Below are 24231 nucleotides of genomic sequence, written 5' to 3'. Positions count from 1 at the left end.
CTTTTATATTAAACCGTTATCTCTGCCTTTAATCCAAGAAGCTTGGCGTTACTCTTTAACACTGGATCTACAACATTCTTTAAGAAGGTATCCACCTGTTCTTTTGAACGTCCTGTATATTTCGCTGGATCCATTGATTTTTCCAATTCGTCCAATGTCATATTAAACGCAGGATCATTGGCAATCAATTCAAGCAGATTATTCTCCTGACCGTGTACTTTCACGTTCTTTCCAGCCTCCATAGACAATTCTCTAATTCTTTCGTGTAACTCTTGTCTATCTCCGCCTGCCTTTACTGCATCCATCATAATATTTTCAGTTGCCATAAATGGAAGTTCACTACGTAGACGCTTTTCAATTACTTTTGGATATACGACCAACCCATCCACTACATTTAAGCATAAATCTAAAATTCCATCCGTTGCTAAAAAGCCTTCTGGAATACTTAAGCGTTTATTTGCCGAATCATCTAGCGTTCTTTCAAACCATTGTGTTGCAGAGGTAATTGCAGGGTTCATAGCATCTGCCATAACAAATCGAGCAAGTGAGGCAATTCTTTCACTTCTCATTGGATTTCTCTTATATGCCATTGCCGATGATCCAATCTGATTCTTCTCAAATGGTTCTTCAATCTCTTTTAGATGTTGTAGTAAACGAATATCATTTGACATTTTATGTGCACTCGCAGCGATTCCAGCTAAAACATTTAATACTCTGGTATCTACTTTACGAGAATAAGTCTGACCAGATACGGCGTAGCACTCTTCAAATCCTAACTTCTTAGCAATCATTCCATCTATTTTATCAATTGTTTCGTGGTCTCCATCAAATAACTCTAAAAAGCTTGCTTGTGTACCAGTGGTTCCTTTCGAGCCTAATAGTTTAAGACTTGATAGCACATAATCTAAATCTTCTAAATCCATCATAAATTCTTGTAGCCATAAGGTAGCTCTCTTTCCTACTGTAGTTGGCTGAGCAGGTTGAAAGTGGGTAAATGCAAGCGTTGGCAAAGCCTTATATTCTTCTGCAAATTTAGCAAGCTCTGCGATTACATTGATTAACTTCTTTTTTACTAATTTTAATGCTTCTGCCATAACAATAATATCTGTATTATCTCCTACATAGCAAGAAGTTGCGCCTAGGTGAATAATTCCTTTGGCTTTTGGACATTGTACGCCATATGCATAAACATGTGACATTACATCATGTCTTACCAAGGCTTCTCTTTCCTTTGCCACCTCATAATTAATGTCATCTTTATGAGCTTTTAATTCATCTATCTGTTCCTGTGTAATTGCAAGACCTAATTCTTTCTCTGTTTCTGCCAATGCAATCCACAATCTCCTCCAAGTGCGAAACTTCATATCTGGTGAAAAAATGTATTGCATTTCTTTACTCGCATAGCGTTCTGATAATGGACTTTGATATCTATCTGTCATGATTTTTCTCCTTTTTGTAATTGAATTATCTGTGATATAACAACACAATAGATTACCCTTTCTAGGGTAATCTATCCATGTATCTATATTATTATTAATTTTAACCTACGTCAAATTATTTCTGGTATTCACCACGAATATCAATTGTTGGTGGATCCATTGGGTACTTTCCTGTAAAGCATCCCGTACAATGTGGTAATTGCTCTACCATTTCGCCTAGTCTATTAATCTCCAAATAAGCAAGACTATCCGCCCCAATTACCTTTTTAATATCGTCAACGGAGCGATTATATGCTATTAACTGTTCTCTACTTGGAATGTCTGTCCCAAAATAACAAGGATATAAAAACGGCGGCGAACTTACTCGTACATGAACCTCTGTCGCACCTGCCTCTTTTAGCATACCAACGATACGATCACTCGTCGTTCCTCGTACAATGGAATCGTCAATCATGATGACTCTTTTTCCTTTTACGGCTTCTGCTAACACATTCAGCTTAACTCGAACACTGGATTCACGATTGCTTTGCTTTGGTTTAATAAAGGTTCTTCCAACATAGCCATTCTTTACAAAGGCAGTTCCATAAGGAATTCCAGATTGTAACGAATATCCTAAAGCAGCTGCATTCCCTGATTCAGGTACACCAACTACCAAATCTGCCTCCACAGGAGAATCCATTGCTAAATATTTTCCTGCAAGTATTCTTGAATGATACACACTGACTCCATCAATATGGCTATCTGGTCTTGCAAAATAAATATATTCAAAGATACATCTTGCTTCTTTTTCTTTCGGCTTACACATACTCGTATCGGAAAAGATTCCATCTGGAGTTATGGTTACAACTTCTCCTGGTAATACGTCTCTGACAAATTCAGCATCTACCGTTTCCAAAGCACAGCTTTCTGATGTTATAATATAAGAATTATCTCTTTTTCCAATACAAAGTGGCTTAAATCCATGTGGATCTCTTGCCCCAATTAACTTTCTTGGGCTCATTACAATTAAGGAATAAGCTCCTTGAATCTTTTTCATTGCACGAATGACAGCATCTTCTACTGATTTGGTATTCAATCGTTCTCTGGCAATGTGATAAGCAATTACTTCTGAATCAATCGTAGTTTGGAAAATAGCACCTGTATATTCTAATTCATGCCTTAATTGCAATGCATTGATTAAGTTGCCGTTATGTGCCAAGGCTAACGTACCTTTTACATAATTAAGAACCAATGGTTGTGCATTTTCTCTTGTGCTACTTCCAGCGGTTGAATAACGCACATGACCAACTCCGATGTCACCCTTCATACCTTCTAACGTTTCTGGCGTAAATACCTCGTTCACAAGTCCCATTCCTTTAAAAGAACTGACTCTACCCTTTGGCCCATCTGTCTCGCTTACCGCAATTCCACAACTTTCTTGACCTCTGTGTTGAAGAGCAAACAAACCATAATATATTGTTGATGCAACGTCTCCTCCATCAAAATCATACATACCAAAGACGCCACACTCTTCATGTAACTCATCCTCTAAATCATACTGCTCATGTATCCTATTACTCATTCAATTTCCTTTCTAACATGTAGTGCCTGTAATAAGGGCTTATCTGATTCCCAGTCTCTTTAATACTTCTTGATAAGCATCTTCAACATTACCTAAATCTCTTCTAAAACGGTCTTTATCCAACTTCTCATTTGTTTCTAAATCCCATAATCTACATGTATCTGGAGAAATTTCATCTGCTAGGATAATTTGATCTTTAAATCGGCCAAATTCCACCTTAAAGTCAATCAATTTCATCCCAAGTTCTTTAAAATATTTACATAAAAAGCTGTTTACTTTAAATACAAGCTCAGTTATCTTATCAATTTCTTCCTGTGTTGCCAAACCAAGTGCTAAAGCGTAGTAATCATTAATAAATGGATCACCAAGCTCGTCATTTTTATAACTAAATTCAAGAGTTGGCACTAATAGTTGTCTTCCCTCTTCAATGCCAAGTTTTTTTGAAAAACTTCCAGCTGATACATTTCTTACGATAACTTCCAATGGAACAATATCAACCTTTTTTACTGCGGTTTCTCTATCACTAAGTTCTTCCACCAAATGAGTAGGAACGCCTTCCTTTTCTAATAAAGCAAAAAGATGATTTGTCATTTTGTTATTTACAACACCTTTGCCCACAATCGTTCCTTTTTTTAAACCATTAAACGCTGTTGCATCATCTTTATACTCAACAATAACAATGTCATCTGCATCCGTTGAATATACCCTTTTTGCCTTTCCTTCGTAAAGCATTTCTAATTTTTTCATTGGTTTGCCACCTGTCTTTCTTGGAATATCATATTATTTTGTCTACAATATCAGAGTTTTTATGCATCAAAACCAAATTATTTGGCTCATTCTTATGCATTTGCACTCTCAATTAGCATTATAATATAATGCATTTTCAAAAGCAATACGATATCCTTATTAATCAGGGTTATATGTTATTAAAATTATTAAGTAATACTTATAACTTATACTAATTGTTCTAAGCTATATCTTCCACTGATTTAATTACATCAACAATTTCATCCATATATTCTGGGTTTTTGGAAGCAATCTGTGTAATTTCTTCTTTTGCTTTTTTGATCTTTTCCGTGTTTTGCTCCACTCTCTTACGAAGGTTTTGTCTTTTTACAATTAAATTATGCCTCACCTCAACCATCTCTTTATCATCAATAAGAGCCAATGCTTGATGAATCCAAATCGACGGTGCGTTTATTTTGTATCTTGTTAAAATACGAATCAATTGCTTGTTATTGTAGTCCAAATCAGAAGTATTTAACTTATATTTTTGGCTTTCCGCTTTTGCATTTAGATATTGCTCCCATAAAAACGCAAGTTCACGGCTAGTCCCTACATTATATTTATGGTAAATATAATCCAAGGCATTGGTAGCGTTTACATATTTTATTTTTGTGCTATTTAGCAAATTAATTGCTCGATTGATTTTCAGTTCATACTTTTTTAATTCTACTACATTATATCTGATTTTTACGAAGATAGCAGTGGATGCAATCGCTCCTGCAAACACTACAAAAGAATACCCTATGGATACCTCCATCTGAAAAAGGTTTTGTAAGATAAACAAAAGCAAAAATGTAATAATCATAGTAAACAATGTAATAATCGCTAGCGCCTTTAAATTTTTCTGACTTTTAATGGTATCCTTTCTCATAAATGCAAGAGAAGTTTTTTCACCTTCCAGATAATTTAAATCTGTTTTAATAACCGCTTGCTCTTTTTCTCTTGCCTCCAAATCAGCAAGCACAGAAGGAATATTATCTTCATTTGATTCAATTTGTGAATATTGTAGATCCGTAATTTTAGCAGACGTATTTTGATAATTTTTTCTTTCGTCATTTAGCATTACGATTTCTCTTGCCAAATCTACGACTTCGGCTTTATTGTTAAGCGGAAGTTCTTCAATTTGTTGCATATCACTTAAATAAGTTGTCACTAGATTATACTCTTGTTTTGCATCCGATAAATCCTGTCTTGCTACTTTAATCTGATCACAACAATATTTCACATACTGATCTCTTTGCTCTTTGTCGTTCATATTAATTTCACTCATCGACAAGCTTTTTTCTTGAAGTACACTATCGATGTCTTGCATAAGCTGTTCTTCATGCGTTACCTTTTTTCTTTTGAAACGATCTAATATCCCCATCTTTATCCTCCGTCTAATCTATCATTCAACTTGAAAATTTGATATATTCTTTCTTCCAGTCATTCAAGAGATTTTCTAAGCCTTTGTAATACTTAGCAATTTGGTTATCTTCTTTGTAGCGAAGAACTTCATATAATTGACTTAATTTTTTGTTCTCTTGCTCTTTTAAGGCTCTTTGCATATCACTTTGATAAAGCGATACATAATCCTCTTGCAAATCTTCTTCAAATTCCAATGTATCCTCTTTTGGTAGCATTGCAACAGCATATAAAAAGTGCTTATAAATGTTTTGATCTTGATTTTGTTTATATGCTATTTGAAAACACCTTGCTGCTTCTTTATATTGAAATAGTCCAGTGTAAGCAACTCCCATATTATTGTATATCTTATCTATTTGCTCATTTTCATTATTCTCAGCAAGTTTTTTATATTCTAATATTGCTTCCACATATAATTTACATTGTAAAAAATGTAAGGCTCTTCCAAGTGTTTTATCAAAATCACTTTGTTCTCCTAGTTCTCCTAAAAGTCTGCTTGCATCCTCCATGTCATCTTGGGAAACATAACCTGCATACTTTAGAATCAGCATAACAAAATTTTTTATACTCCCTCGACTTGCCTCTAAGGAGTCTTTTAACTTAGTTAACTGAAGTTCTGTTACAATCCATGCAAAAAGGTCATCATTTATGACCGTCTCATCAATCCAAAATAGATTGTCATATAAAAAATAACATAATTCTTCTAAGGTATATAAATTTAAATTCATTGCCTTAACATAATATGGTTTTTCTGCCTTTTTGGTATGGCACAAAATTAGTCTGCCCATTGTGTTCCTTCCTTTGCCTATAAAAATATTTCATGATTCCAGACTTTTTTAGATGTTTCAAAGATTTCTCCAAACCCTAAATCTTTGATAACAACCAAAGCTTTGTTTATAGATTCAAATTTAATCTCTAATAAAATTCGAACCGTTCGATTCGGTCTTTGGGGTAAATCATGTAAATTAATAATTACAGTTCTTGTATCTTTATGGTCAACGGGAGTAAGTTTTAGTTCCACCATACATTCATCATCCAAAATGAATTCACACTGTTTTGTTGCATCATACCAATTTTCATTTGCATCTAACAAGGAATAATACATCTTTTCACCTTTATCAAAAGCTTCAATACCAATATTGTACTTTAACTTATTTGCACCTAAAAATAAATACTCTTCCACTTCATACTTTTGAAGCTTTTTAGCCGCATAATAGCATGCTCCCTTAGTATAAAGATTCTTTCCCTGAAAAACACGTCTTCCCATACATAAAAAACGAAGTGTTTCCTTTGGCCAGTCACCATCGAATCCTTCTCCACACAAAAAAATACAGGAAATTGGTTCCATCCCAAAATAATTTTTCAGCTCTTTCTTAACAAGCAGATCCAATTCCTTTTCTTTGTCTTCTTCCTCCAATAACATTGATGCAATTGGTTTGATATGATAAAAATTCTCTGCCGTCACACTGCAAGTAAGTGGTGTTGTTTTTGTGTTTATATTTAATTTGTATCCCTTTAGATAATTTTTATCATAATCTAGCAAAATTACCTGATGATTCCAAAGTTCATTTTTTTGATGTATCGTATATTCAACAAAACTTTCCTGATGGTCTTGTATGTATACATTACTTTCTGGTATCCCTAACGCTTTTGCACTTTGCTTTAGCGCCTTTGCTATATTTGTATTTATATGCTCAACAGTAAAGACAATCGCATCTGGAACTTTGCTTGTGATTCCTTCAAAGAAAAGAAAACCAAATGATTTTTTAATAAATATCGTCAACAGTTGCGCTGGTTCATACTCTTTTTCGTCAATCAAAACCAATTCTTGATTGCTGCATTTTTCTAACAAATTTTGAATTAGCATGTCTTGCTTATCTAGATCCGCTTTTTTAAGAGCTTCTTCTCCAAAATACCATTTATCAATTCCTGCTTTTTTTAATAAAACAGTTGGTATTTGAAATTTTTCCTCACCTGCCGCAGTGCTAATTGTCTTTGGTTCTTTTTGGGCGAAATTAAAATAGCTAATTTGTGAATAGTCATTGCATAAATCATATCCAATTAGTAATTCATTTCTTAATTCATCATTGCTATCCACTTATCTCTCCTCCTATATGCTTTTAAATAATAGTTCAACCACTTGACTATTCTGGGCATATTTATTCATAAGTTCTAATAAGGTTGCATCATCATTTAATTGCAATGCCACGGACATATCATTTAACATATTATAACGCGTATTTGAATTTTTTAAATTCATATCGTTTTTTAAAATGATGTCATTTTTAACCAAATCTTTTGAATTATTTTTTTCGGTTATATAATATTGCACTACCTCTCCATAAAAAACGGTAAATATCTTATGATAGATGCCAGTATAGCTTTGCTGCATTTTTTCTACCTTATACTCGCCATTACCAGACATATCTTCATGAATATAATGGATATAAACGTCTTCATTGGTATCTGATTTGTACTCTACAAGGTACTTCCCTTCATAGCAAAAAGGCTCTAATATTTCCGCATCAAATTCATCATAAAATTTAAAATATATTTTACGATTCATAAATTCCCTTAATCCATTTTGTACATATTCTTTGTCTTCTACTGATAAATTCGTATATCCAGAATAATGTTTTAACATAGCTAGCCTACAGGTATCATTTAAGATTCCTTCTACATATTGCTCCCGCTTAATAAATTCAAAAATTTTGCGTCCTATCTTTTGGTCAGAAACTAGAAATAAAAATGCGTGATAGGTTAAAAATGCTTTTGCTATCTGAGACTTAGATCCCTTTTTATAATAATATTCAAAAATAGTATCCGTTTCATCGATATATTCATTTGTAAATAGAACCTGAAGGATGATTCTTTCGGCCAGGTCATAAGCATCTACATCAAATCGATAAGCTGCTTTCCAAATATCTCTCATTTTATTTATCGACCCATTAAAATATAATATTAAATATTTTAATATATTATCATCATATTTTTTCTCATTGAATACATGAATCGCCAAATCCAGTAGAACTTCATTCTTCTCAAAATTAAATTGGTCTACTAACCTGCTTACTAATTTAATAAGATGCTTTAAGGCTATATGTTGATAACCATAAGTACACACTTCTTTAAAGGCTCTTTCATGCATTCCGTTTAGAATAAAATATTCTATCACTTTTGATCGTTGTAAGCAGTCTACCTGCGTTAAATCTAGGCTTGTTACATATTCAATTAAACTTTCATCTTCATGCTCATAACAAAATCCTATAATGGTTCCTCTTAAATAAACCTTATAGCTATCATTTATCTCTTTATCTAATAGGATTTCCGTTAAATTATTCAAATCACTTTCTGTAATCAAATTACTGGAAATAAGACTTTGAGAAATATTAAATCTTATGTTTTTGTTTTTCACATCAAAATCATAACACTTTTTGATATAAAAGGCTTCATCCATTAAATTTTTAATTTGATAGGAAATAGAGAATACATATCTATTCCCTTCTTGATCTAAAAATGATATCGCATAATCTTTTGTAAATAGTTGTATGTATGCCTTACCATTTATGATTGGATATATCATTTCTTGCTTCAAATGCTTATGAACAACTGAAACACTTTTTATTTTAGGGTTCTCACAATACAATTCATATCCAAATATAATTTCAGATATAGCATTTGCAAGCTCTTGCGTAATACTATTAAGTGATAGCATTGTATCATATATAAATGCTAGTTTTTCATTGTTGCGTTTTAACATAAGCTGCTCAAGCATAAACTCTTCAATGGAGCGTCTGTAATTTTGAAATATTTCTGGATATATATCTCTTTGTTTAATCACTCGTTCGTATAAAAGTGCGCTTTTTTTATAGTCTAAATTATTATGATAACCAAAATACATTAAAACTGACTTTGGAATTGTTTCATTAAAGTTCATAGGAATAGAGTACATGTAATATTCATATAATCTTGTAATTCTTACATCTTGTTCCACTCCCAAACGAAACCATTTAAAAATTTCTTCCTCTGTTTTGTTACCAAGTATTAAGATTCTACATATAGCACTTACAATTTCTTTTTCATGAAATTCTTCGTAAGCATAGGACAGAATATAAAATAAAATAGGATTGTATTCTTTAACTTTGGCAACAAGAAATGCAGTTTGCAATGCAACATCTTTTGTAAGGACTTTATTTTTAACCGCCCATAAAAGAACTTGTATTTCAAACTTACCAAGTTTTTTTATTAAAAATACATCCGACTTCATAATACGATAAGCTTCTACGTACATGATCGGGCTGTTTCCATGATGAAAATACTGTTCTTCAATCCTATTTAACTTAGCGACTTGATCTAAGTGTAGTGCTTCATCTAAGTATAATAGTATCCATAAAATCTGCCATTCTTTTTGCTTTTTGTAAATGCCTCTCACTTCCTCTGTAATCTTATGTAAGTACCTTGAGTCTTTGTTCCAAAAGGTAGTTAAATATAAGTAATAGGCATATTGCTTGGCATCTTCTTTTATTTCTTTTTTACTTTTACTATATTCCTTAATAATCTCATAAGCTTCGTAGCTTTTCTTTTGAATATTTAGCAGTTGAGCCTTTAATAATTTGTACTGAATGTTATCTGGGTCAATTTTAAGAAGGGTATTTATATACCCCATACATTCTTTTGCCCATGGATTTGTGTTTGTCTTTTTACATCGGTAGGAAATATAAAGATTCACCAATGCCAGCATACTTTCTTTTTGAATTTTTTTCTGCGTCTTTTGTATATGCTGTTCTTGATGTTTGCTAGTGGTGGTTGCAGTAATTTCGTATACTATTTCATTGTTAATGCAACTTATGCATATCCTTCCATAATTCGTTCCACTATGCAACTTTTCTTTTTTTATGTAATACTCCAAAGAGTAGGTACTCCCTATAAAATCATCGGTTGTAATAGCGTCTTTATTCACTTCAATAAAGTCACAATCACAAGACACTTTTATATGTACATATCCCCAACCACTCTTTTGAATAATGATAGTTTCCTTTTCATTACAATCAAGTCCATAAAAACTTTTGCTCGCTTCATTTATGTGAAGCAAGATTGGGCTTTTCTTATGTATCCCAACTAAAAACTCTTCCATACACTGTTTTGTAATGATAGCTCCTGAAGTAAGTGCCAAATATAGTGTTTCATATCTTTTGTCGTTATTAATGAAGATATTTCTAAATTCAGGTAATTGAAATACTTCAAATGCTTCATTCCAATTCGATGCAGCTAAGTTGGTAAAATGAAATAAATTATTTATTTTACCAATGGAAGAATGGATTTCTTTCTTTTTTATGTTAATGATAAATGGAAGTGTAAATTCTCCTCCATTCGTAATGATGTAAAAATTCCCTTTTACACTACTCCCCTCGCAAATTCCTTTCGCCGTAAAGCGAAACATTATCTTTGCTTCTACTCCTTTAAACTGTGTATTCAAACATTGCATGCGATAGGTAGAGGTATAGATCATACCTTTCATTTTATGAGCATTTAAACTCTTAAGCGAAAAGTATCCCTCGTAATATTCATCTACATTAAGATCTATCTCAATTAATGGTGTAGAAATCTCAATTTTAGGTATATTAATTTTAAAATCTCCTCGTCCTAGTTCCTCTACTCGTTCACGCAAATCCTTCACCCGCTCTTTAGTTATTTCGTAATATTTGTTTGCCCGAAATGACTGAATGTCACTGTTGCTTTTTGTTATAAAATAGATATAATAATTATAACACTATAATCGTAGTTCGTGCAATATCCGACTTATTTTACGACTTACTTTATCTATTTGACAAGTTTTGCTTATATTGCAAGCTTTGGTTACAGCACACCTACAACTGACTGCAACCAGAAAGGAGCTTTATGATACGACATACCGATCATTTTCATGGTAGCGATTTAGAAAAAATCGAAGCAATCTATGGAATTAAAAAAGAAGAAATAACAAGTTTTAGTGCTAATGTAAATCCTTTGGGTGTCTCTCCTCTTTTACGAAAGACTCTTTCGGATAAAATTGATGCCATTACCACTTACCCTGATAGAGAATACACGTCTCTTCGAAAATGTATTGCCTCATATGCTGGGTGTGATTACTCACAAGTAATTGTAGGAAATGGTTCAACAGAACTAATTTCCCTCTTTATACAAATCAAGCATCCTAAAAAAGCACTTGTTATTGGTCCTACTTATTCAGAATACGAAAGAGAAATATCACTTGGCGGCGGCACTTCTCTTTATTATCCTTTGGATGAAAAAATGGACTTTCAAATTAATATAGAAGATTTTCTTTCTCACTTGCACGAAGGAATCGATTTGCTTGTTCTTTGTAATCCCAATAACCCAACCTCTTCTGCTATTACGGTAAATCAGATGCGTTTGATTTTAGATCGTTGTAAGCAGCATGATATTTTTGTTATGATAGATGAGACTTATGTTGAGTTTGCTGATAATATGGAAGAAATCAATAGTGTTCCGCTCTCTTATTATTATAACAATCTTATTATATTGAGAGGAATTTCTAAATTTTTTGCTGCCCCTGGATTAAGACTTGGTTATGCAATAACGGGGAATCTAGACTTAATCAAGGAAATTAATAAAAGAAAAAATCCTTGGACCATTAATAGTCTTGCGGAGGTTGCAGGAGCCATTATGTTTACGGATACTAATTATATGAAAGAAACCAAACAGTTAATCTCTTCAGAACGAAAACGAATTTATAATATATTAAGCAAGCAAGAAAACATTCATACTTACAAACCTAGCGCAAACTTTATTTTGATTAAGATATTAAAAGAAGATCTCACATCGCAAGATATTTTTGATGCTGCCATTCGAAAGCGTTTAATGATTAGGGATTGTTCTACTTTTCCATTTTTAAGCAATAAGTTCTTTCGATTTTGTTTTATGCATCCAGCAAAGAATGATGAGCTTTTAGAATGTATTTTAGATACTATCAAAAAATAAAAAGAAAACACGCTTTAAAATATATGGCGTTAGCCATTGATTTTAAAGCGTGTTTGTTATCTTACGATACCACCATGAAAAATACACTCATATACTTTTAAATTTCCATAAAAAATTTCTTCGCTTCCTTGAAACCATGTAAAATCACCAGTAACATTACAATGGTACGTATAGCTTCCATTGGTATAAATATCAGGTCCACGATATGGTTTCTTACATGAGCGAAGTAACAATGCTTCTTTTAGAAAGTCACCTGAAAAGGAATCTTCTAACGTTCTTCCCGCATAATTCATTGACCATACTGGAACTTCGTCTTGAAATAAAACTTCTTCTCCTACAAAACGTTCGCCACCAACATAAGAGTCCATATACTTTAATTTACCTTTTTCATACATCAAATCATGCGAACCAGGTCTTAAAGATACTTCTACCTCTGCTCCTTTTCCTGCATAGGTGCGTCTTCCAGCCTCAAGCAAAAATTCAATCAATTCCTCTTTATCTGTACTTTGTGACACAATTGAAACCTTCGAACAAGCAGAATCCTCTTTCAATAAACTATCAATGGTAACACAAAATAATTCACTTAATAAGATTATGTTATCAATGTCAGGATAAGTAAGTCCCGTTTCCCTTAATTAAAGATATTGCTTGAAAAAAAGAAAGGTCAGTCGATTTTGCCGATGAAGCGGTAGTAGATTTCTACTTCCTGCTCACGGCTTCCGTCCTCGCCCTTGACAGCTTCGTGGACGGTTATTTTTTCAATTAGAGTGTTCAGAAGTTCTGCGGTCAGCTCCACAGGGTTGACATACTGTTTCATTAGGGCAATCCACTTTTCAGCATCCGCTGCGGTCTGTACGGCGGCTTCCATCGTTTCGTGAAGCTGTCTTATTTTTGTTTCAAGCTCCTTTTGCTCGTTCTGGTACTTCTCGGACAGCATATTGAAGTTATACTCGGTTATGCGTCCGGCAGACCAGTCCTCATACATTTTAGCAAACAGCCCGTCAACCTCGGCTTTACGCTTCTCTGCCTTTTTCAGCTCCGCAGCCTGCTTTTTCTTCGCAGAGTTTCTTTCCCTGTCGCTGGCATTGAGCAGCCGTTTCAGCAGCTTGTCCTCGTCTTTCTGTACCATCATAGACCAGTATTGCAGTCTTGCAAGCACATAGGCATACAGTACATCATAGCGGATATAGTGCATGGAACACTGGCGTAATCCCTGTCCGTTCTTGCTGCAATGGTAGTACCCGTATGGGTTCTTATTCTGCTTGTTTTCCCCATAGGCTAAAGACCATCCGCAGTCTGCACATTTTATCAATCCTGCGAAAATCTGTGTCGTACCGTTTCTGCGTTTCCTGCGTCTGCTTGCAATCAGCTCTTGAACTTTTTGGAACACTTCTTCGGAAATGATGGCTTCGTGGGTATTTTCCACACGATACCATTCTTCCTGCGGCTTCCGCACCTTTTTCTTGTTCTTGAATGAAATGTTGCTCTGCTTGTTGTGAACACTGTGACCGATGTAGGTTTCCTCTTTCAAAATGCTCTTGACCTGTGCTATCGTCCACGCATAGGCTTTTTCTGCGGGCGCACCGGCGTAGATATTGGCGAAAGTCCCATATCTTTCATAGTTCAGCCAGCCGGGGGTAGGTACTTTTTCTTCCACCAGAATCCGTGTAATGCTGGCGGCACCCCTCCCGTGTACGGCAAGGTCAAAAATCTTCTCTACAATCCAGCGTGTTTCCGGGTCGATTAGAAGATGACCTTTTTTGTCCGGGTCTTTTACATAGCCCAGCGGTGCATAGGCTCCATAGTGTGCGCCATTGGCAAATCTTGTGTGCATGGCAGCCTTGACCTTTTTGCTGGTCTGTCGGGCGTGCATTTCATTCAGGATGTTTAAGAACGGTGCGAGCTCACTTTCTCCGTTGATTGTGTCCACATTGTCATTTATGGCAATGTAGCGTACTCCCTTGCTGGGGAAATAGATTTCCGTGTACTGACCGGTCAGGATATAGTTTCTTCCCAGACGGGATAAGTCCTTTGTGACAACGCAGTTGATTTTCCCGTCCTCGATGTCATCAATCATCCTTTGGAAACTTGGACGCTCGAAATTTGTCCCACTCCATCCGTCGTCAATGTACTCGTCTACAACGGTCAGCCCATGCTCTGCGGCATACTGCCTAAGCATCATGCGCTGGGTCTGGATACTGCCGCTTTCCCCCTGTAATTCATCGTCACGGCTCAATCTCAAATATAGTGCAGTGTTATAAATCGTTGTATTGTATGGTTGTTTCACGGTTAAAAATCCTCCGTCTAAAAGAAACAACCCACGCTTATACAATACTCGCTGGTACAAGTATATCATAAGCGTGGGCTGATTGACAGTCGTTATTCCGTATTTTTTCAGGAAGCGGCGGCAGCGTGCTGGATCACATCTTCCAGCAGACTGTCAAGCGGCTTCCCATCCTGTGCGAAATGCTCCGATACCTTGATACGGACTTTCCCCATGACAAAATACTGGGTGCCGTCTTTTTCGGTAAGCAGGGTGCCGCTGTTTTTGTTATTGCTCTCGTTTTTGTTTTTTGCCATAGGCAGTTACCTCCATAAATGAAATATGCCCGACAAGGGAATGTCAGGCAGGTGTACAGCCGCAGGCTATCTCCATGTCAACCAAACCGTGTCAACCGGCAGAAAAGACTTTGAAAACAATCCATAGGCGCTCTATGATTACTTTTTACTTTTTCTTTTATTTCTTGGTTGACATGGTTGACAAAGGAGAGAAATGCCCCAAATATCAGGCTTTTCCCCGTCAACCGGCTGTCACCCGAAGCGTCAACCAAACTGTCAACCGGTGGCTTTTCAGAATGGCAGTTCCATTTGCCGGGCTTCTTCTTCCGTGATTTCTCGAAAACCGTCCCCCTCCGGCGGAGCTTGGTTGACACGCTCCCAGCCTTTTTGAGAACCGTATTTCTTATACCGCTTCGGGCTTTTGTAGGCTGCCCAGCCCTGTATGATGCCGCCCGCAATGCCGGTATTCATAATCTCGCAGATTGCCCGTGTCTCCCAGTCTGCCGGGGAATTTAAGTTCCCCAGCGCTTCCTCATAAAGCTGCTTGGAACATACCCTGTCGCCGGTGTAGTCCTCCAAATAGGCGTAGATCATGCCAGCCTGTGTGTCTTCCTGCATAAAGTCCTGCTGGTGGGCGTTTAGGTATCGGTTCATTTCTATGCTGAATGACAGCTTATACTTCCCACTGCGGTAAACCGTCATGGCTTCCGCCCACATCTGTTCGATATACGCCCTCGCCGCCGCTTCATCGTCCAGTATGTGAACCTCCGCCCGTTCCGGGTACACCGTCACGGGGAGAAAGCGCCGGTTGCCAGTGCGGTCACGGGGCAAAAAGTCCTGCCGGTTGGTCGTCCCTCCAAATACACATTGCCGCAGCCGGTCTGCCGGATGTGTCTCATACGGCACTTTGTAGGTTTCTTTCTGGCGGCTTAAGAATGACTTGATTTCCTCAATACTCTTGGCGTTGGCTGTGGCGATCATCTCCGACATCTCGATAATCCAATGTCCTTGCAGCTTGCGGTACACATTTTCATCGTCCAGCTTCTTCAAATCGTCTGAAAACCATTCGTCCCTGCCTGCCAGTAGCCGGAAAAAGGTAGATTTCCCGGCTCCCTGACCACCAACCAGACAGAGCATGACCTCAAACTTGCTCCCCGGTCTGAATACCCGCCGGATGGCTCCCATCAGGAACAGTTTCAAGGCTTCATAGGTGTATTCGTCCGTATCGGCTCCCAGAAAGTGATGCAGGGCGTAACGGATGCGCTCTGTGCCGTCCCATTGCAGGCTGTTCAGGTAATCCCTGACCGGATGGTAGCGGTTTTCATTGGCAACAATCTTGATGGCGTTCTGCACCTTTTTCTCGCTGGTAAGCCCGTAGTTTTCTTCCAGATACAAAAGCAGGTAGTTCATGTCCATGTCGGTCAGCGTGGCACTGGTGCGCTCCCAGCCCAGCGGTTTCACAATGTCAATCTGCTCCGTCAAAAGGTTCAGGCGCAGCGCCCCACGAAACAGAGGGTCACGCTGGAACACCGTCAGGCAGTTTCGGATGCTGTTCTTCACGCCGCCTTTCTGCGTCCCCTCTAATGTCTCCCGGATTTCTGCCGGTGTCTGCGCCGGTTCCATTGTGTCCATCGTCCTTTTGACCGCTTCCTGCGTTTCCGGCGGCAAGTTCTGAAATTCGCTGTTCAAGCCGCAGCACCTCCTTTCCCTGTGCGGCGATCAATGCCGCTTTTTCTTCTATTTCTCCGTATAACAAAATATCCAAAAGGTATTCTGTGTAGCTTATCCTCTGCAACGCTTCCACAAAAAGAGGATGCCAGATGGCATCCTGCGGCTGTGGGGCGTATGCTGTTTTCCAATGCTCCAGCAGACGCAGATAATCGCATAGCACCCGGAAACAATACCGTTCCGTTTCCTGAAATCTCTGCTCCGCTGATTTTTGTCGGGGCTGTGACCTGTTGTGACGCTTCCTATCTGGCGGCGCATTGCCGGATTTCTCATAGGAAACACCGAAGTCCTCCGCAAGCCTGACCGCAGCTTCCCGTTTCCCCAATCCATGCAGCAAAGCGACAAAGTCGATCACATCCCCGGAAGCCCCGCAGCCGAAGCAGTAAAAGCGGCCGTCCACTTTCATGCTGGGCGTGCGGTCATTGTGGAATGGACAGCAGACCATGCTGTTTCTCCCCACCCGGATTCCATAGAATGAAGCAGCCTGCCGGGTGGTAACAGACTGTTTCACCGCTTCAAATACATTCAAATACTCCCTCCATAAAAATACCGGTAGCGGTAAAGCTGCCGGTTATATCATAGCTCCATCTCATGTTTCTTTCTCTGTACTTCCTGTGGCTGCTCCCTCCGGCGCAGTGCGGTATCTACGGCGTTCTGCACCTGCCGCAGCCGTATGACTTCCTCCCGGAGTGGCTTGTGCTGCGGAGACAGTTCGGCATACTCTGTTTTTAACTGTGCAGATTTCTTTTTCATGGAGCCGCTTAATGCTTCAAATTCTTCACTGACAGAGGAAAGACGCTCCTGCAAATCCTCTAATGTGAGCAGCTTGTTTTCCGTCAGATAATTGACGGCTTCGGCAAACTGCTTTAAGTTTCCGGTTCTGGCTTTATTGCTCCATGCCCCTGCGGAACGCCGGAAATCCGGGTGTGTGTACCAGCTCATAGGCGCTCGCTCTTGAAATTCCCATAATCCGCTGAATGTCCGCCACATCCAGAACCAGCGGTAAATCCTCGTAGCTGTTCAATCTCTTTTTATCGTTCATTCTGTTCCTCCCATAAATCAAATAGATTAAAATGCTTCCTGTTGCCGTTCTCCCCAAAAGCCGTTTTCCTGCCCCATTCCTGCGGTGTTTCCCTGCATTGGTGCGCCGGATGCGTCACTTCTCCTGCCGGTCATATCCCTTTTGGACGGTCATTCACTTGTCAATGTACTGTTTGTTACAAAATTACCAACTGCAATCATCATAGCGGACTATCCTTGACAAAACAATGCTTCTGCGATACCATGAGTGTAACGGATATAACTGAATTATATAATTACCATAATCAAAGGCAGGAGATAGGGATGGAGAATCAGTTTATACGGCATGAGCCATGTTTTGAGAGGATTTTGTTTGTCCTGACGCTGGACAGGAAGAAAATGAAAGAGCGGATTTTGATTGGGGAAGAACAGCAGATCCGCTTCCAGCTGAACGGGAGCCAAAACGCAGAGGTGCTTTGTGATATGACACGCCCGCTGGGAACTTTTTTGATAAACTTTGAGCGTGACACGGACAGAGACTGGAACTTATACGGGCTTTCTCCGCTGCGGCAAGCCCTCCACTCCAACCGATGGAAACAGCCGGAGCTGGAGCAGGCGGCAAGCGAATTTCTCTGGGGAAAATATCTTAGCAATGACCCTCTGAAAATGTATGTGGCGTTCCGTATCTGGAACAGCTATCTGCTTGCCAGAGAACCCCGTGACCGTAACGCTGCCTGTGACCGCTTCATGGATAAAATGAGCAGCCTGACCGGGGTATTCCATAACGAAGCCATGAGCTTTGACAGGGAGACAGGAAAACCGAAACATTTTCAAGCTGGCAGCCTTTATTTCAAAGGCGCACCGTCAGAAGATACCCGGCTTGACCTCTGGTTCCCGGACAACCGGCGCACAGAAGAATGTGTGTCTGCCTATGCGTCCCTCTACCCGTTGATTACCTATTATCTGAACAGGCTGAATGACTGGGGGCTTTGCTTCCGGCGGTGCAAGGTCTGTGGAAAATATTTTCTGGCAAAGAGCCAGCGGTATGAGCTGTGCAGCGACAAGTGCCGAAAAGCACAGGCGCTTCAAAACAAGCGGGAATTTGACGAGAGGGCAAGAGAAAATAACTATGACCTGCTTTATAAAAATGAATACCAGAACTGGCGCAATAAGATCAACAAAGCGAAGAGGACAGCGGGATTCCCGGCTGACCAGCTGGAAGAAATGCTGACTGCTTTTGAAGCGTTCAAGAAAGAAGCATTGAAGAGAAAAAAGGCTGTAAAAGAAAAGACAGCCAGCCCGAAAGAATTTACGGACTGGCTGTATCAGCAGAGTAATATTATAATAAATTTATCAGTCTATTGATTTTATACTTTCCTGACGGCAAAAGTTTGAGCGTTTTTTGAGATTTGGCTGTTACGATAAATATTATGAATTGCAAATGGAGATGATAGCATGAAACAAAGGCTTCTTATTGTTGATGATGAACCGGGAATTGTAGATATGATGGCGAGTTATTTTTCTTCTCAATATGAGGTGTTGACCGCTTATTGCGGAAATGAAGCACTTCAAAAATTAGCAAGACAGCCCGATTTAATCCTGCTCGACATCAATATGCCGGACATAGACGGATTGACCCTTTGTCAGAAAATTCGGGAGCTTATTACTTGCCCCATTCTTTTTTTGACGGCAAGGGTCGAATCTGCCGATAAAATCATCGGCTTTCAGGCAGGTGCCGACGATTATATCATTAAGCCTTTTGATTTGGACGAATTAGGGGCGAGAGTTGCCGCACATCTGAGGAGGGAGCAGCGACACAGGAATAAAGCGACAATTCGCTTCTTTGGTGAACTGACGATTGATTATTCAGCCCGAACCGTCACAGTGGCGGGTGAACCTGTTGCTTTATCAAAAAGGGAATTTGATATTGTGGAGCTGCTTTCGCTGAATGCCGGACAGGTATTTGACCGGGAGCGTATTTATGAAACAGTGTGGGGACTTGACGGCGAGGGTAACAGTGATACTGTCATGGAACATATCAGGAAAATCCGGGCGAAGCTGGCTGCTTGTACGCTTCACAGTTATATTGATACAGTTTGGGGGTGTGGTTATCGGTGGAACGTCTGAAAAATATGGAATTAAAGAAAACTTTTCTCGTCCTATCTGCTTCCTGTGTTTTGGTGGCTCTCCTGATGTTAGGCTTAGTCTTTATGATATGCAATTCAATCAGCAGCAACTTTCCCTCCGGTGGAATAGAAATTTTAGCAGACGGTTCAATCGTTAAAATGGAAACCCCCACAGAGACCCAGCAAAATATATTGTCCATACTTGGAATCATTCAAATTGTGTCCTGCATTGTTCTCCCTATGGGCGGGCTGGCTCTATCCGGCATATTATATTATCATATCAAATTGAAACAGCCGATCTCCACGCTACGGAATGGGATTTCACGGATTCGGAACCATGACCTTGACTTTTCTATGCCTGTCCATTCTGATGATGAATTGGGGCAGCTCTGCACCGCCTTTGATACTATGCGTGAAGAACTTCTGAAATCAAATCAGGAACTGTGGCGGCAGGCAGAAGAACGGAAAAGGCTAAATGCCGCCTTTTCCCATGACTTGCGCAATCCGATCACGGTCTTAAAGGGAACTATAAAATTACTGCGGCAGGGAACAGCAGATGAACAAGCCATTGACAGATTGGAAAGCTATACATTACGGATTGAACAGTATGCAGAAGCTATGAGTAGCATCCAACGATTAGAACAAATGCCGGTGCGGATAAACGAGTATTCCTATTCACTGCTACATTCTGAATTAGAGGAAACAGCAAAAATTCTTGCAGGAGCATTAGAACCGTCTGTTTCCGCACCTGATAAGGGGACAATACAATTAGATCATGGATTGGTTTTAACCGTTGCTGAAAATCTAATTGGAAATGCGGCTCGGTTTGCAAAGAGTAAAATTGAAATTCATTTGGAACGGAAAGGAAACTTCTTGCATCTATCAGTTACAGACGATGGGTCAGGCTATCCTGTGGAGTTAATACAAAGCGGCCCGAAACCGTTTGGAAAAATGAAAGAAGACTCCGCACACTTTGGTATGGGGCTATACAGCAGCCAGATACTATGTCTGAAGCATGGAGGAACACTTACACTGGAAAACAGCAAAAGTTATGGCGCAACGGCTACTGCTTCTTTCCAAATAAATCAGAAACCTTGAGCGTTTTTTGAGATTTCTGTTTTACACTCTCCTTATATTATAAACAAGGAGAGTGTTTTTTATGAACATTGAAGCAAAGGAACTATCGAAAATCTACGGCAGCGGCGAGAGCCGTGTCGTTGCGTTGGATAAAGTCAACCTTGAAATTGCATCCAGCGATTTTATTTCTATTATGGGACCATCTGGCAGCGGCAAAAGTACCTTGCTCCACCTGCTGTCTGGACTGGACAAGCCGACTTCCGGCAGTCTGACATACGATGGAAAAGACATTTATCGTTTTAATGACAAAGAACTGTCCTCATTTCGCCGTCGGCGCATCGGATTTATCTTTCAGCAATTCAATCTTCTCCCTGTGCTGACCGCAAAAGAAAACATCATCATGCCCCTGCTTCTGGACAAAAAGCAGCCGGACGAAGTATATCTAAATCAGCTTACGGATTTGTTAGGTATTCGTGAACGGCTGACCCATTTGCCCCATGAACTTTCCGGCGGTCAGCAACAGCGTGTAGCGATTGCCCGCGCCCTGATCGCAAAGCCGGATATTATTTTTGCTGACGAACCGACTGGAAATCTGGACAGCAAGAGCGGCGGCGAGGTTATGGAAATGCTGCAAAGCATATGGAAAAAGATGGGGAAAACGCTTGTTATCATCACTCACGACAGCCGCATTGCAAGAATGGCAGACCGGCAATTTGTAATTGTGGACGGTGTTCTTTCGGAGGTGACAGCAAGATGAAATCTTATTTAGCTCTTGCATGGAAAGAACTGAAAGCACAGAAAATCACGGCAATCCTGATCTTGGTTGCAGTTATCATGTCCACGATTATGACGACAGTGATCGGTCAGTCTATTGGTATATTGCAATCCATGCGTATTCAGCAGGCGGCGGGTCTGAACGGAAACCGTTATGCAACCTTTCATCAGCTTGGCAAGGAACAAGCGCAAAAGCTGCATGAAGATGATCGCCTATATGATGTAGGCGATACGATCTTTATCGGCAGCACACCATTAGGCAACAGTAGTTTATCTTTATATCTTCGGGAATATCACGATAACGCATTATCTATGTACCCGGCAATCGGAAACGTAAAAGAGGGACGATTACCAGAGGAAGCGATTGAGATTGCCCTGTCGGAGGATGCGCTTCAATATCTTGGATTGGACGCTGTAATTGGCGATACCGTTTCTCTGGATTTGAGTGTTTCCGTTATGGATGGATCGCTGTCAGAGTTAGAATATTCTGCTGATTTTGTATTGACGGGCATTCTGGAAAGCAGCTATATCGGCTACGCATCTGGTACGGTTGAGGGGATTGTCGGTGAGGGAACCGCAGAAGAACTGTTGCCAGAAGAGTATCTGCTTTATTCCACAGATTTTAAGACTTATGACAAGCAGAATTTTCAAAGCATCATTTATGCTCTCGCAGAAGATTTGAACGTGGATGAACGGTATATCCAATATAACTGGGTTTTGCTTGACGCTATTGGTATTTCCTATGATGAAGCGGCAGACAGCGATACCGGTACGGGATTTTCATTTATGACTGCGGCGTGTATTTTGGTGGGTGTTCTGGTCTTGCTGGCGGCTGGGCTGGTAATCTACAACATTCTGAAAATCTCTATCACAAAACGCATCAAAGAATACGGAACACTTCGTGCGATTGGTGGAGAACGAGGGCAAATCTATCGTTTGGTTTCTTTGCAGCTTTTGATTCTCTGTGGAGCCGGTATTCCTATCGGATTGCTGCTCGGTATATTGTCGGCAAAAGGTGTATTGATTGCGGCTACGGGGCTTCTCAATCCCGATCTGTTCATGGCAAACAGCACTTCCGAATTGAACTCTGCAATCAACACCGCCAGTACGGTAAAACTACCGATGCTCTTTGCCAGTATCGCAGTCATACTTCTGTTTGCTCTGCTGGCTGCCTTTCCTGCTGCCCGGTACGCATCCCATGTATCTCCTACTGTTGCTATGTCGGGGCAGACTGTGAAAATCAAACGCAGGATAAAAAGGAACCGCAACATCCGTAATTTTGAAGCCTATTATGCAAGGCTCAACCTAAAACGAGGGCGTGGAAGAACAGCAGTTACCATTCTGTCTTTGGTTATGAGTATTACCGTATTTGTTGCCTTGCAGAGCTTTACAGGGCTGCTTGATGCCAGCAGTTCCGTTCAGGACATGTATTTCAGCGACTATGCAGTTACAAATGAAACCGTTGGCATCCCATCAGAAGCCGTAAAAACATTAGCGGAAAATGACGCAGTAGAAAGTGTTTCCACTACACGGCTTTCTGTATTTATGCCAGGTGCCGGTGATATACTGCCCTTTGAAACTGATCTTTCCGTACAGAGCCATGAAACCTTGCAGCTTGTAAATGTGGATGAAGCACAATTACAAATCTATGCTCCTAACTTGTCTGCTCAGGATAAACAGGCTTTGAAAGATGGAACAGGCTGCCTTGTAAAAAATCCCATTGCCTTTTCTTATGGAGATACAACTGTTCAGCAGACTGATCTTACCGTAGGTGATACCATTCAACTGGGAGACAGAACACTTCCTGTATTAGGATTGATCGATACAGCAATCACAATCAATAATGATGGCTTTACGAATGGTGTTCAACTCATCGTGAATGACGAAATATACTGTTCACTGCTCGGAAACGACAGTTATTCAGAAGTCTATCCTACATTACAGGATAACGCCGATACAGATACCTTTGAAAGCTGGTTGGATAGCTGGTGCAGCAATTATCCAGGAACACATTGGCTTTCCTATCTCCAAAGCAGCAATGAGATGATAGAAAGCTTTGAACAGATCAAAATGCTGTGCTGGGTGCTTATCATCTTTATCGGTATCATTGGCATCCTGAACATCATCAATACCGTTTACAGCAATATTCATACTCGTGTCGGTGAAATCGGGATGCAGCGGGCTATTGGAATGAGTGCCGCAAGCCTTTATAAAACATTTCTGTGGGAGGGCGCTTATTACGGTATCATTGCGTCAGTGATTGGAGCAGTGTTTGGCTATGTCTGCTGTATCTTTGTCGGAGCAGCACAGACCGATGCTTTACAGCTTGTCGCTGTTCCGGTTATGGCGATTGTGGAAGCTGCGATTATTTCTATTGTGGCCTGCCTGCTTGCAACGGCAATTCCTCTGCGTTCTATTGCAAGAATGAGCATTGTGGATTCTATTGAGACTGTTGAATAATATCAAAAACGACAATTAAAACAAGAAATCCCCCATAAAGCAAACCTTGTTGCTTATGGGGGATTTCTGTATGTTCTTTTGGGGTGTGCTAAGTCCCGTATAAGCGTGGTGTTGTTATGTTTGGTGTGGTATCTTTAACTATGGGAAACTCCTGATTCCCACTTCGCTACCGCTTGTCTTGAAATATTAAGTGCCACAGCAACATCCTCTTGCGATAATTTCTTTTCTCTTCTTACCTGTTGTAGCTTATCCTTAAAACTCATACTTTCACCTTGTATAATGAACTCATAGGGAAATT

The 24231-nt window shown here is 39.5% G+C and carries 20 protein-coding genes and 1 pseudogene; 6 read left to right on the top strand and 15 right to left on the bottom strand.

Annotated features, from left to right (window positions below):
- Nucleotides 1–8: 8 nt before the first annotated feature.
- From purB to F7O84_RS02150, 7 genes are all read right to left on the bottom strand, one after another.
- Nucleotides 9–1442 (bottom strand): adenylosuccinate lyase, encoded by a 1434-nt coding sequence (purB, locus tag F7O84_RS02180; protein WP_151141623.1) that lies wholly within the window; start codon nucleotides 1440–1442, stop codon nucleotides 9–11.
- Between the two features lie 112 nt (nucleotides 1443–1554).
- Nucleotides 1555–3000 carry an amidophosphoribosyltransferase gene (gene purF / locus F7O84_RS02175; RefSeq protein WP_151141367.1) on the bottom strand — a complete coding sequence of 482 codons (1446 nt, stop codon included), beginning with the start codon at nucleotides 2998–3000 and terminating at the stop codon, nucleotides 1555–1557.
- A gap of 39 nt (nucleotides 3001–3039) precedes the next feature.
- The gene (gene purC, locus F7O84_RS02170; protein WP_151141365.1) at nucleotides 3040–3747 is read right to left on the bottom strand and encodes a phosphoribosylaminoimidazolesuccinocarboxamide synthase; all 708 of its coding nucleotides are present in this window, start codon (nucleotides 3745–3747) and stop codon (nucleotides 3040–3042) included.
- Between the two features lie 220 nt (nucleotides 3748–3967).
- Complete coding sequence (locus F7O84_RS02165; protein ID WP_151141363.1) at nucleotides 3968–5152, bottom strand: AAA family ATPase; 1185 nt, start codon at nucleotides 5150–5152, stop codon at nucleotides 3968–3970.
- 25 nt (nucleotides 5153–5177) lie between these two features.
- Entirely contained in the window at nucleotides 5178–5978 is an 801-nt protein-coding gene (locus F7O84_RS02160) for a hypothetical protein (protein ID WP_151141361.1), read from the bottom strand.
- A gap of 17 nt (nucleotides 5979–5995) precedes the next feature.
- Nucleotides 5996–7288 (bottom strand): DUF5716 family protein, encoded by a 1293-nt coding sequence (locus F7O84_RS02155; RefSeq protein ID WP_151141359.1) that lies wholly within the window; start codon nucleotides 7286–7288, stop codon nucleotides 5996–5998.
- Nucleotides 7289–7300: 12 nt separating this feature from the next.
- Nucleotides 7301–10858, bottom strand: a complete 3558-nt coding sequence (locus tag F7O84_RS02150; RefSeq protein WP_151141357.1) for a DUF5717 family protein — start codon at nucleotides 10856–10858, stop codon at nucleotides 7301–7303.
- Between the two features lie 230 nt (nucleotides 10859–11088).
- Between F7O84_RS02150 and F7O84_RS02145 the strand changes: the two genes are divergently transcribed.
- A complete protein-coding gene (locus F7O84_RS02145) occupies nucleotides 11089–12189 on the top strand; it encodes a pyridoxal phosphate-dependent aminotransferase (protein ID WP_151141354.1) in 1101 nt (366 codons plus the stop codon).
- A gap of 56 nt (nucleotides 12190–12245) precedes the next feature.
- Here F7O84_RS02145 and F7O84_RS02140 read toward each other — a convergent pair whose 3' ends face one another.
- The 7 genes and pseudogenes from F7O84_RS02140 to F7O84_RS02110 all read right to left on the bottom strand — a co-directional run.
- Nucleotides 12246–12704 carry a DUF5680 domain-containing protein gene (locus tag F7O84_RS02140; RefSeq protein WP_151141351.1) on the bottom strand — a complete coding sequence of 153 codons (459 nt, stop codon included), beginning with the start codon at nucleotides 12702–12704 and terminating at the stop codon, nucleotides 12246–12248.
- Nucleotides 12705–12853: 149 nt separating this feature from the next.
- Nucleotides 12854–14476 carry a recombinase family protein gene (locus F7O84_RS02135; protein ID WP_044963278.1) on the bottom strand — a complete coding sequence of 541 codons (1623 nt, stop codon included), beginning with the start codon at nucleotides 14474–14476 and terminating at the stop codon, nucleotides 12854–12856.
- 107 nt (nucleotides 14477–14583) lie between these two features.
- On the bottom strand, nucleotides 14584–14769 hold the full coding sequence (locus tag F7O84_RS02130; protein ID WP_004614956.1) for a hypothetical protein: 186 nt from the start codon (nucleotides 14767–14769) through the stop codon (nucleotides 14584–14586).
- Nucleotides 14770–15039: 270 nt separating this feature from the next.
- Nucleotides 15040–16380: a virulence-associated E family protein gene (locus tag F7O84_RS02125; protein WP_151141621.1), complete on the bottom strand. Its 1341-nt coding sequence runs from the start codon at nucleotides 16378–16380 to the stop codon at nucleotides 15040–15042.
- On the bottom strand, nucleotides 16265–17005 hold the full coding sequence (locus tag F7O84_RS02120; RefSeq protein ID WP_151141349.1) for a CHC2 zinc finger domain-containing protein: 741 nt from the start codon (nucleotides 17003–17005) through the stop codon (nucleotides 16265–16267). Before F7O84_RS02120 ends, F7O84_RS02125 begins: the two co-directional genes overlap by 116 nt.
- A gap of 47 nt (nucleotides 17006–17052) precedes the next feature.
- Complete coding sequence (locus F7O84_RS02115) at nucleotides 17053–17418, bottom strand: hypothetical protein (protein WP_279237980.1); 366 nt, start codon at nucleotides 17416–17418, stop codon at nucleotides 17053–17055.
- A pseudogene (locus F7O84_RS02110) lies at nucleotides 17375–17518 on the bottom strand (helix-turn-helix domain-containing protein); the annotation flags it as partial. The pseudogene F7O84_RS02110 and the gene F7O84_RS02115, both read right to left, overlap by 44 nt.
- A gap of 302 nt (nucleotides 17519–17820) precedes the next feature.
- Between F7O84_RS02110 and F7O84_RS02105 the strand changes: the two are divergent.
- The 5 genes from F7O84_RS02105 to F7O84_RS02085 all read left to right on the top strand — a co-directional run bounded on the left by F7O84_RS02105 (nucleotide 17821) and on the right by F7O84_RS02085 (nucleotide 23933).
- Entirely contained in the window at nucleotides 17821–18861 is a 1041-nt protein-coding gene (locus F7O84_RS02105; protein ID WP_151141347.1) for a DUF6076 domain-containing protein, read from the top strand.
- A 90-nt stretch (nucleotides 18862–18951) separates the two neighbouring features.
- On the top strand, nucleotides 18952–19623 hold the full coding sequence (locus tag F7O84_RS02100) for a response regulator transcription factor (RefSeq protein ID WP_004850543.1): 672 nt from the start codon (nucleotides 18952–18954) through the stop codon (nucleotides 19621–19623).
- 5 nt (nucleotides 19624–19628) lie between these two features.
- The gene (locus tag F7O84_RS02095; protein ID WP_151141344.1) at nucleotides 19629–20720 is read left to right on the top strand and encodes a HAMP domain-containing sensor histidine kinase; all 1092 of its coding nucleotides are present in this window, start codon (nucleotides 19629–19631) and stop codon (nucleotides 20718–20720) included.
- Between the two features lie 61 nt (nucleotides 20721–20781).
- Nucleotides 20782–21456, top strand: a complete 675-nt coding sequence (locus F7O84_RS02090) for an ABC transporter ATP-binding protein (protein ID WP_004850548.1) — start codon at nucleotides 20782–20784, stop codon at nucleotides 21454–21456.
- Nucleotides 21453–23933, top strand: a complete 2481-nt coding sequence (locus F7O84_RS02085) for an ABC transporter permease (RefSeq protein WP_004850550.1) — start codon at nucleotides 21453–21455, stop codon at nucleotides 23931–23933. The genes F7O84_RS02090 and F7O84_RS02085 overlap by 4 nt, the downstream gene beginning before the upstream one ends.
- A 134-nt stretch (nucleotides 23934–24067) precedes the next feature.
- On the opposite strand, the gene F7O84_RS02080 is transcribed toward F7O84_RS02085, so the two are convergent.
- Nucleotides 24068–24196 carry a helix-turn-helix transcriptional regulator gene (locus F7O84_RS02080; RefSeq protein ID WP_151141341.1) on the bottom strand — a complete coding sequence of 43 codons (129 nt, stop codon included), beginning with the start codon at nucleotides 24194–24196 and terminating at the stop codon, nucleotides 24068–24070.
- Nucleotides 24197–24231: the final 35 nt, after the last annotated feature.

Origin of the sequence: Candidatus Galacturonatibacter soehngenii (genome assembly GCF_008830185.1) — a bacterium.
In the GTDB taxonomy this organism is placed as follows: Bacteria; Bacillota; Clostridia; order Lachnospirales; family Lachnospiraceae; genus Lachnotalea; species Lachnotalea soehngenii.
Note: the sequence above shows the minus strand (reverse complement) of the source record. Positions and strands in the feature narration are given on the sequence as shown.

Coding starts and splice junctions, on each gene's coding strand:
- F7O84_RS02115 (WP_279237980.1), bottom strand. CDS start 17,418: ATGAGCTGGTACACACACCCGGATTTCCGGCGTTCCGCAGGGGCATGG.
- F7O84_RS02145 (WP_151141354.1), top strand. CDS start 11,089: ATGATACGACATACCGATCATTTTCATGGTAGCGATTTAGAAAAAATC.
- purF (WP_151141367.1), bottom strand. CDS start 3,000: ATGAGTAATAGGATACATGAGCAGTATGATTTAGAGGATGAGTTACAT.
- F7O84_RS02165 (WP_151141363.1), bottom strand. CDS start 5,152: ATGGGGATATTAGATCGTTTCAAAAGAAAAAAGGTAACGCATGAAGAA.
- F7O84_RS02125 (WP_151141621.1), bottom strand. CDS start 16,380: ATGGACACAATGGAACCGGCGCAGACACCGGCAGAAATCCGGGAGACA.
- F7O84_RS02085 (WP_004850550.1), top strand. CDS start 21,453: ATGAAATCTTATTTAGCTCTTGCATGGAAAGAACTGAAAGCACAGAAA.
- purC (WP_151141365.1), bottom strand. CDS start 3,747: ATGAAAAAATTAGAAATGCTTTACGAAGGAAAGGCAAAAAGGGTATAT.
- F7O84_RS02090 (WP_004850548.1), top strand. CDS start 20,782: ATGAACATTGAAGCAAAGGAACTATCGAAAATCTACGGCAGCGGCGAG.
- F7O84_RS02100 (WP_004850543.1), top strand. CDS start 18,952: ATGAAACAAAGGCTTCTTATTGTTGATGATGAACCGGGAATTGTAGAT.
- F7O84_RS02105 (WP_151141347.1), top strand. CDS start 17,821: ATGGAGAATCAGTTTATACGGCATGAGCCATGTTTTGAGAGGATTTTG.
- F7O84_RS02095 (WP_151141344.1), top strand. CDS start 19,629: ATGGAATTAAAGAAAACTTTTCTCGTCCTATCTGCTTCCTGTGTTTTG.
- F7O84_RS02130 (WP_004614956.1), bottom strand. CDS start 14,769: ATGGCAAAAAACAAAAACGAGAGCAATAACAAAAACAGCGGCACCCTG.
- F7O84_RS02160 (WP_151141361.1), bottom strand. CDS start 5,978: ATGGGCAGACTAATTTTGTGCCATACCAAAAAGGCAGAAAAACCATAT.
- F7O84_RS02080 (WP_151141341.1), bottom strand. CDS start 24,196: ATGAGTTTTAAGGATAAGCTACAACAGGTAAGAAGAGAAAAGAAATTA.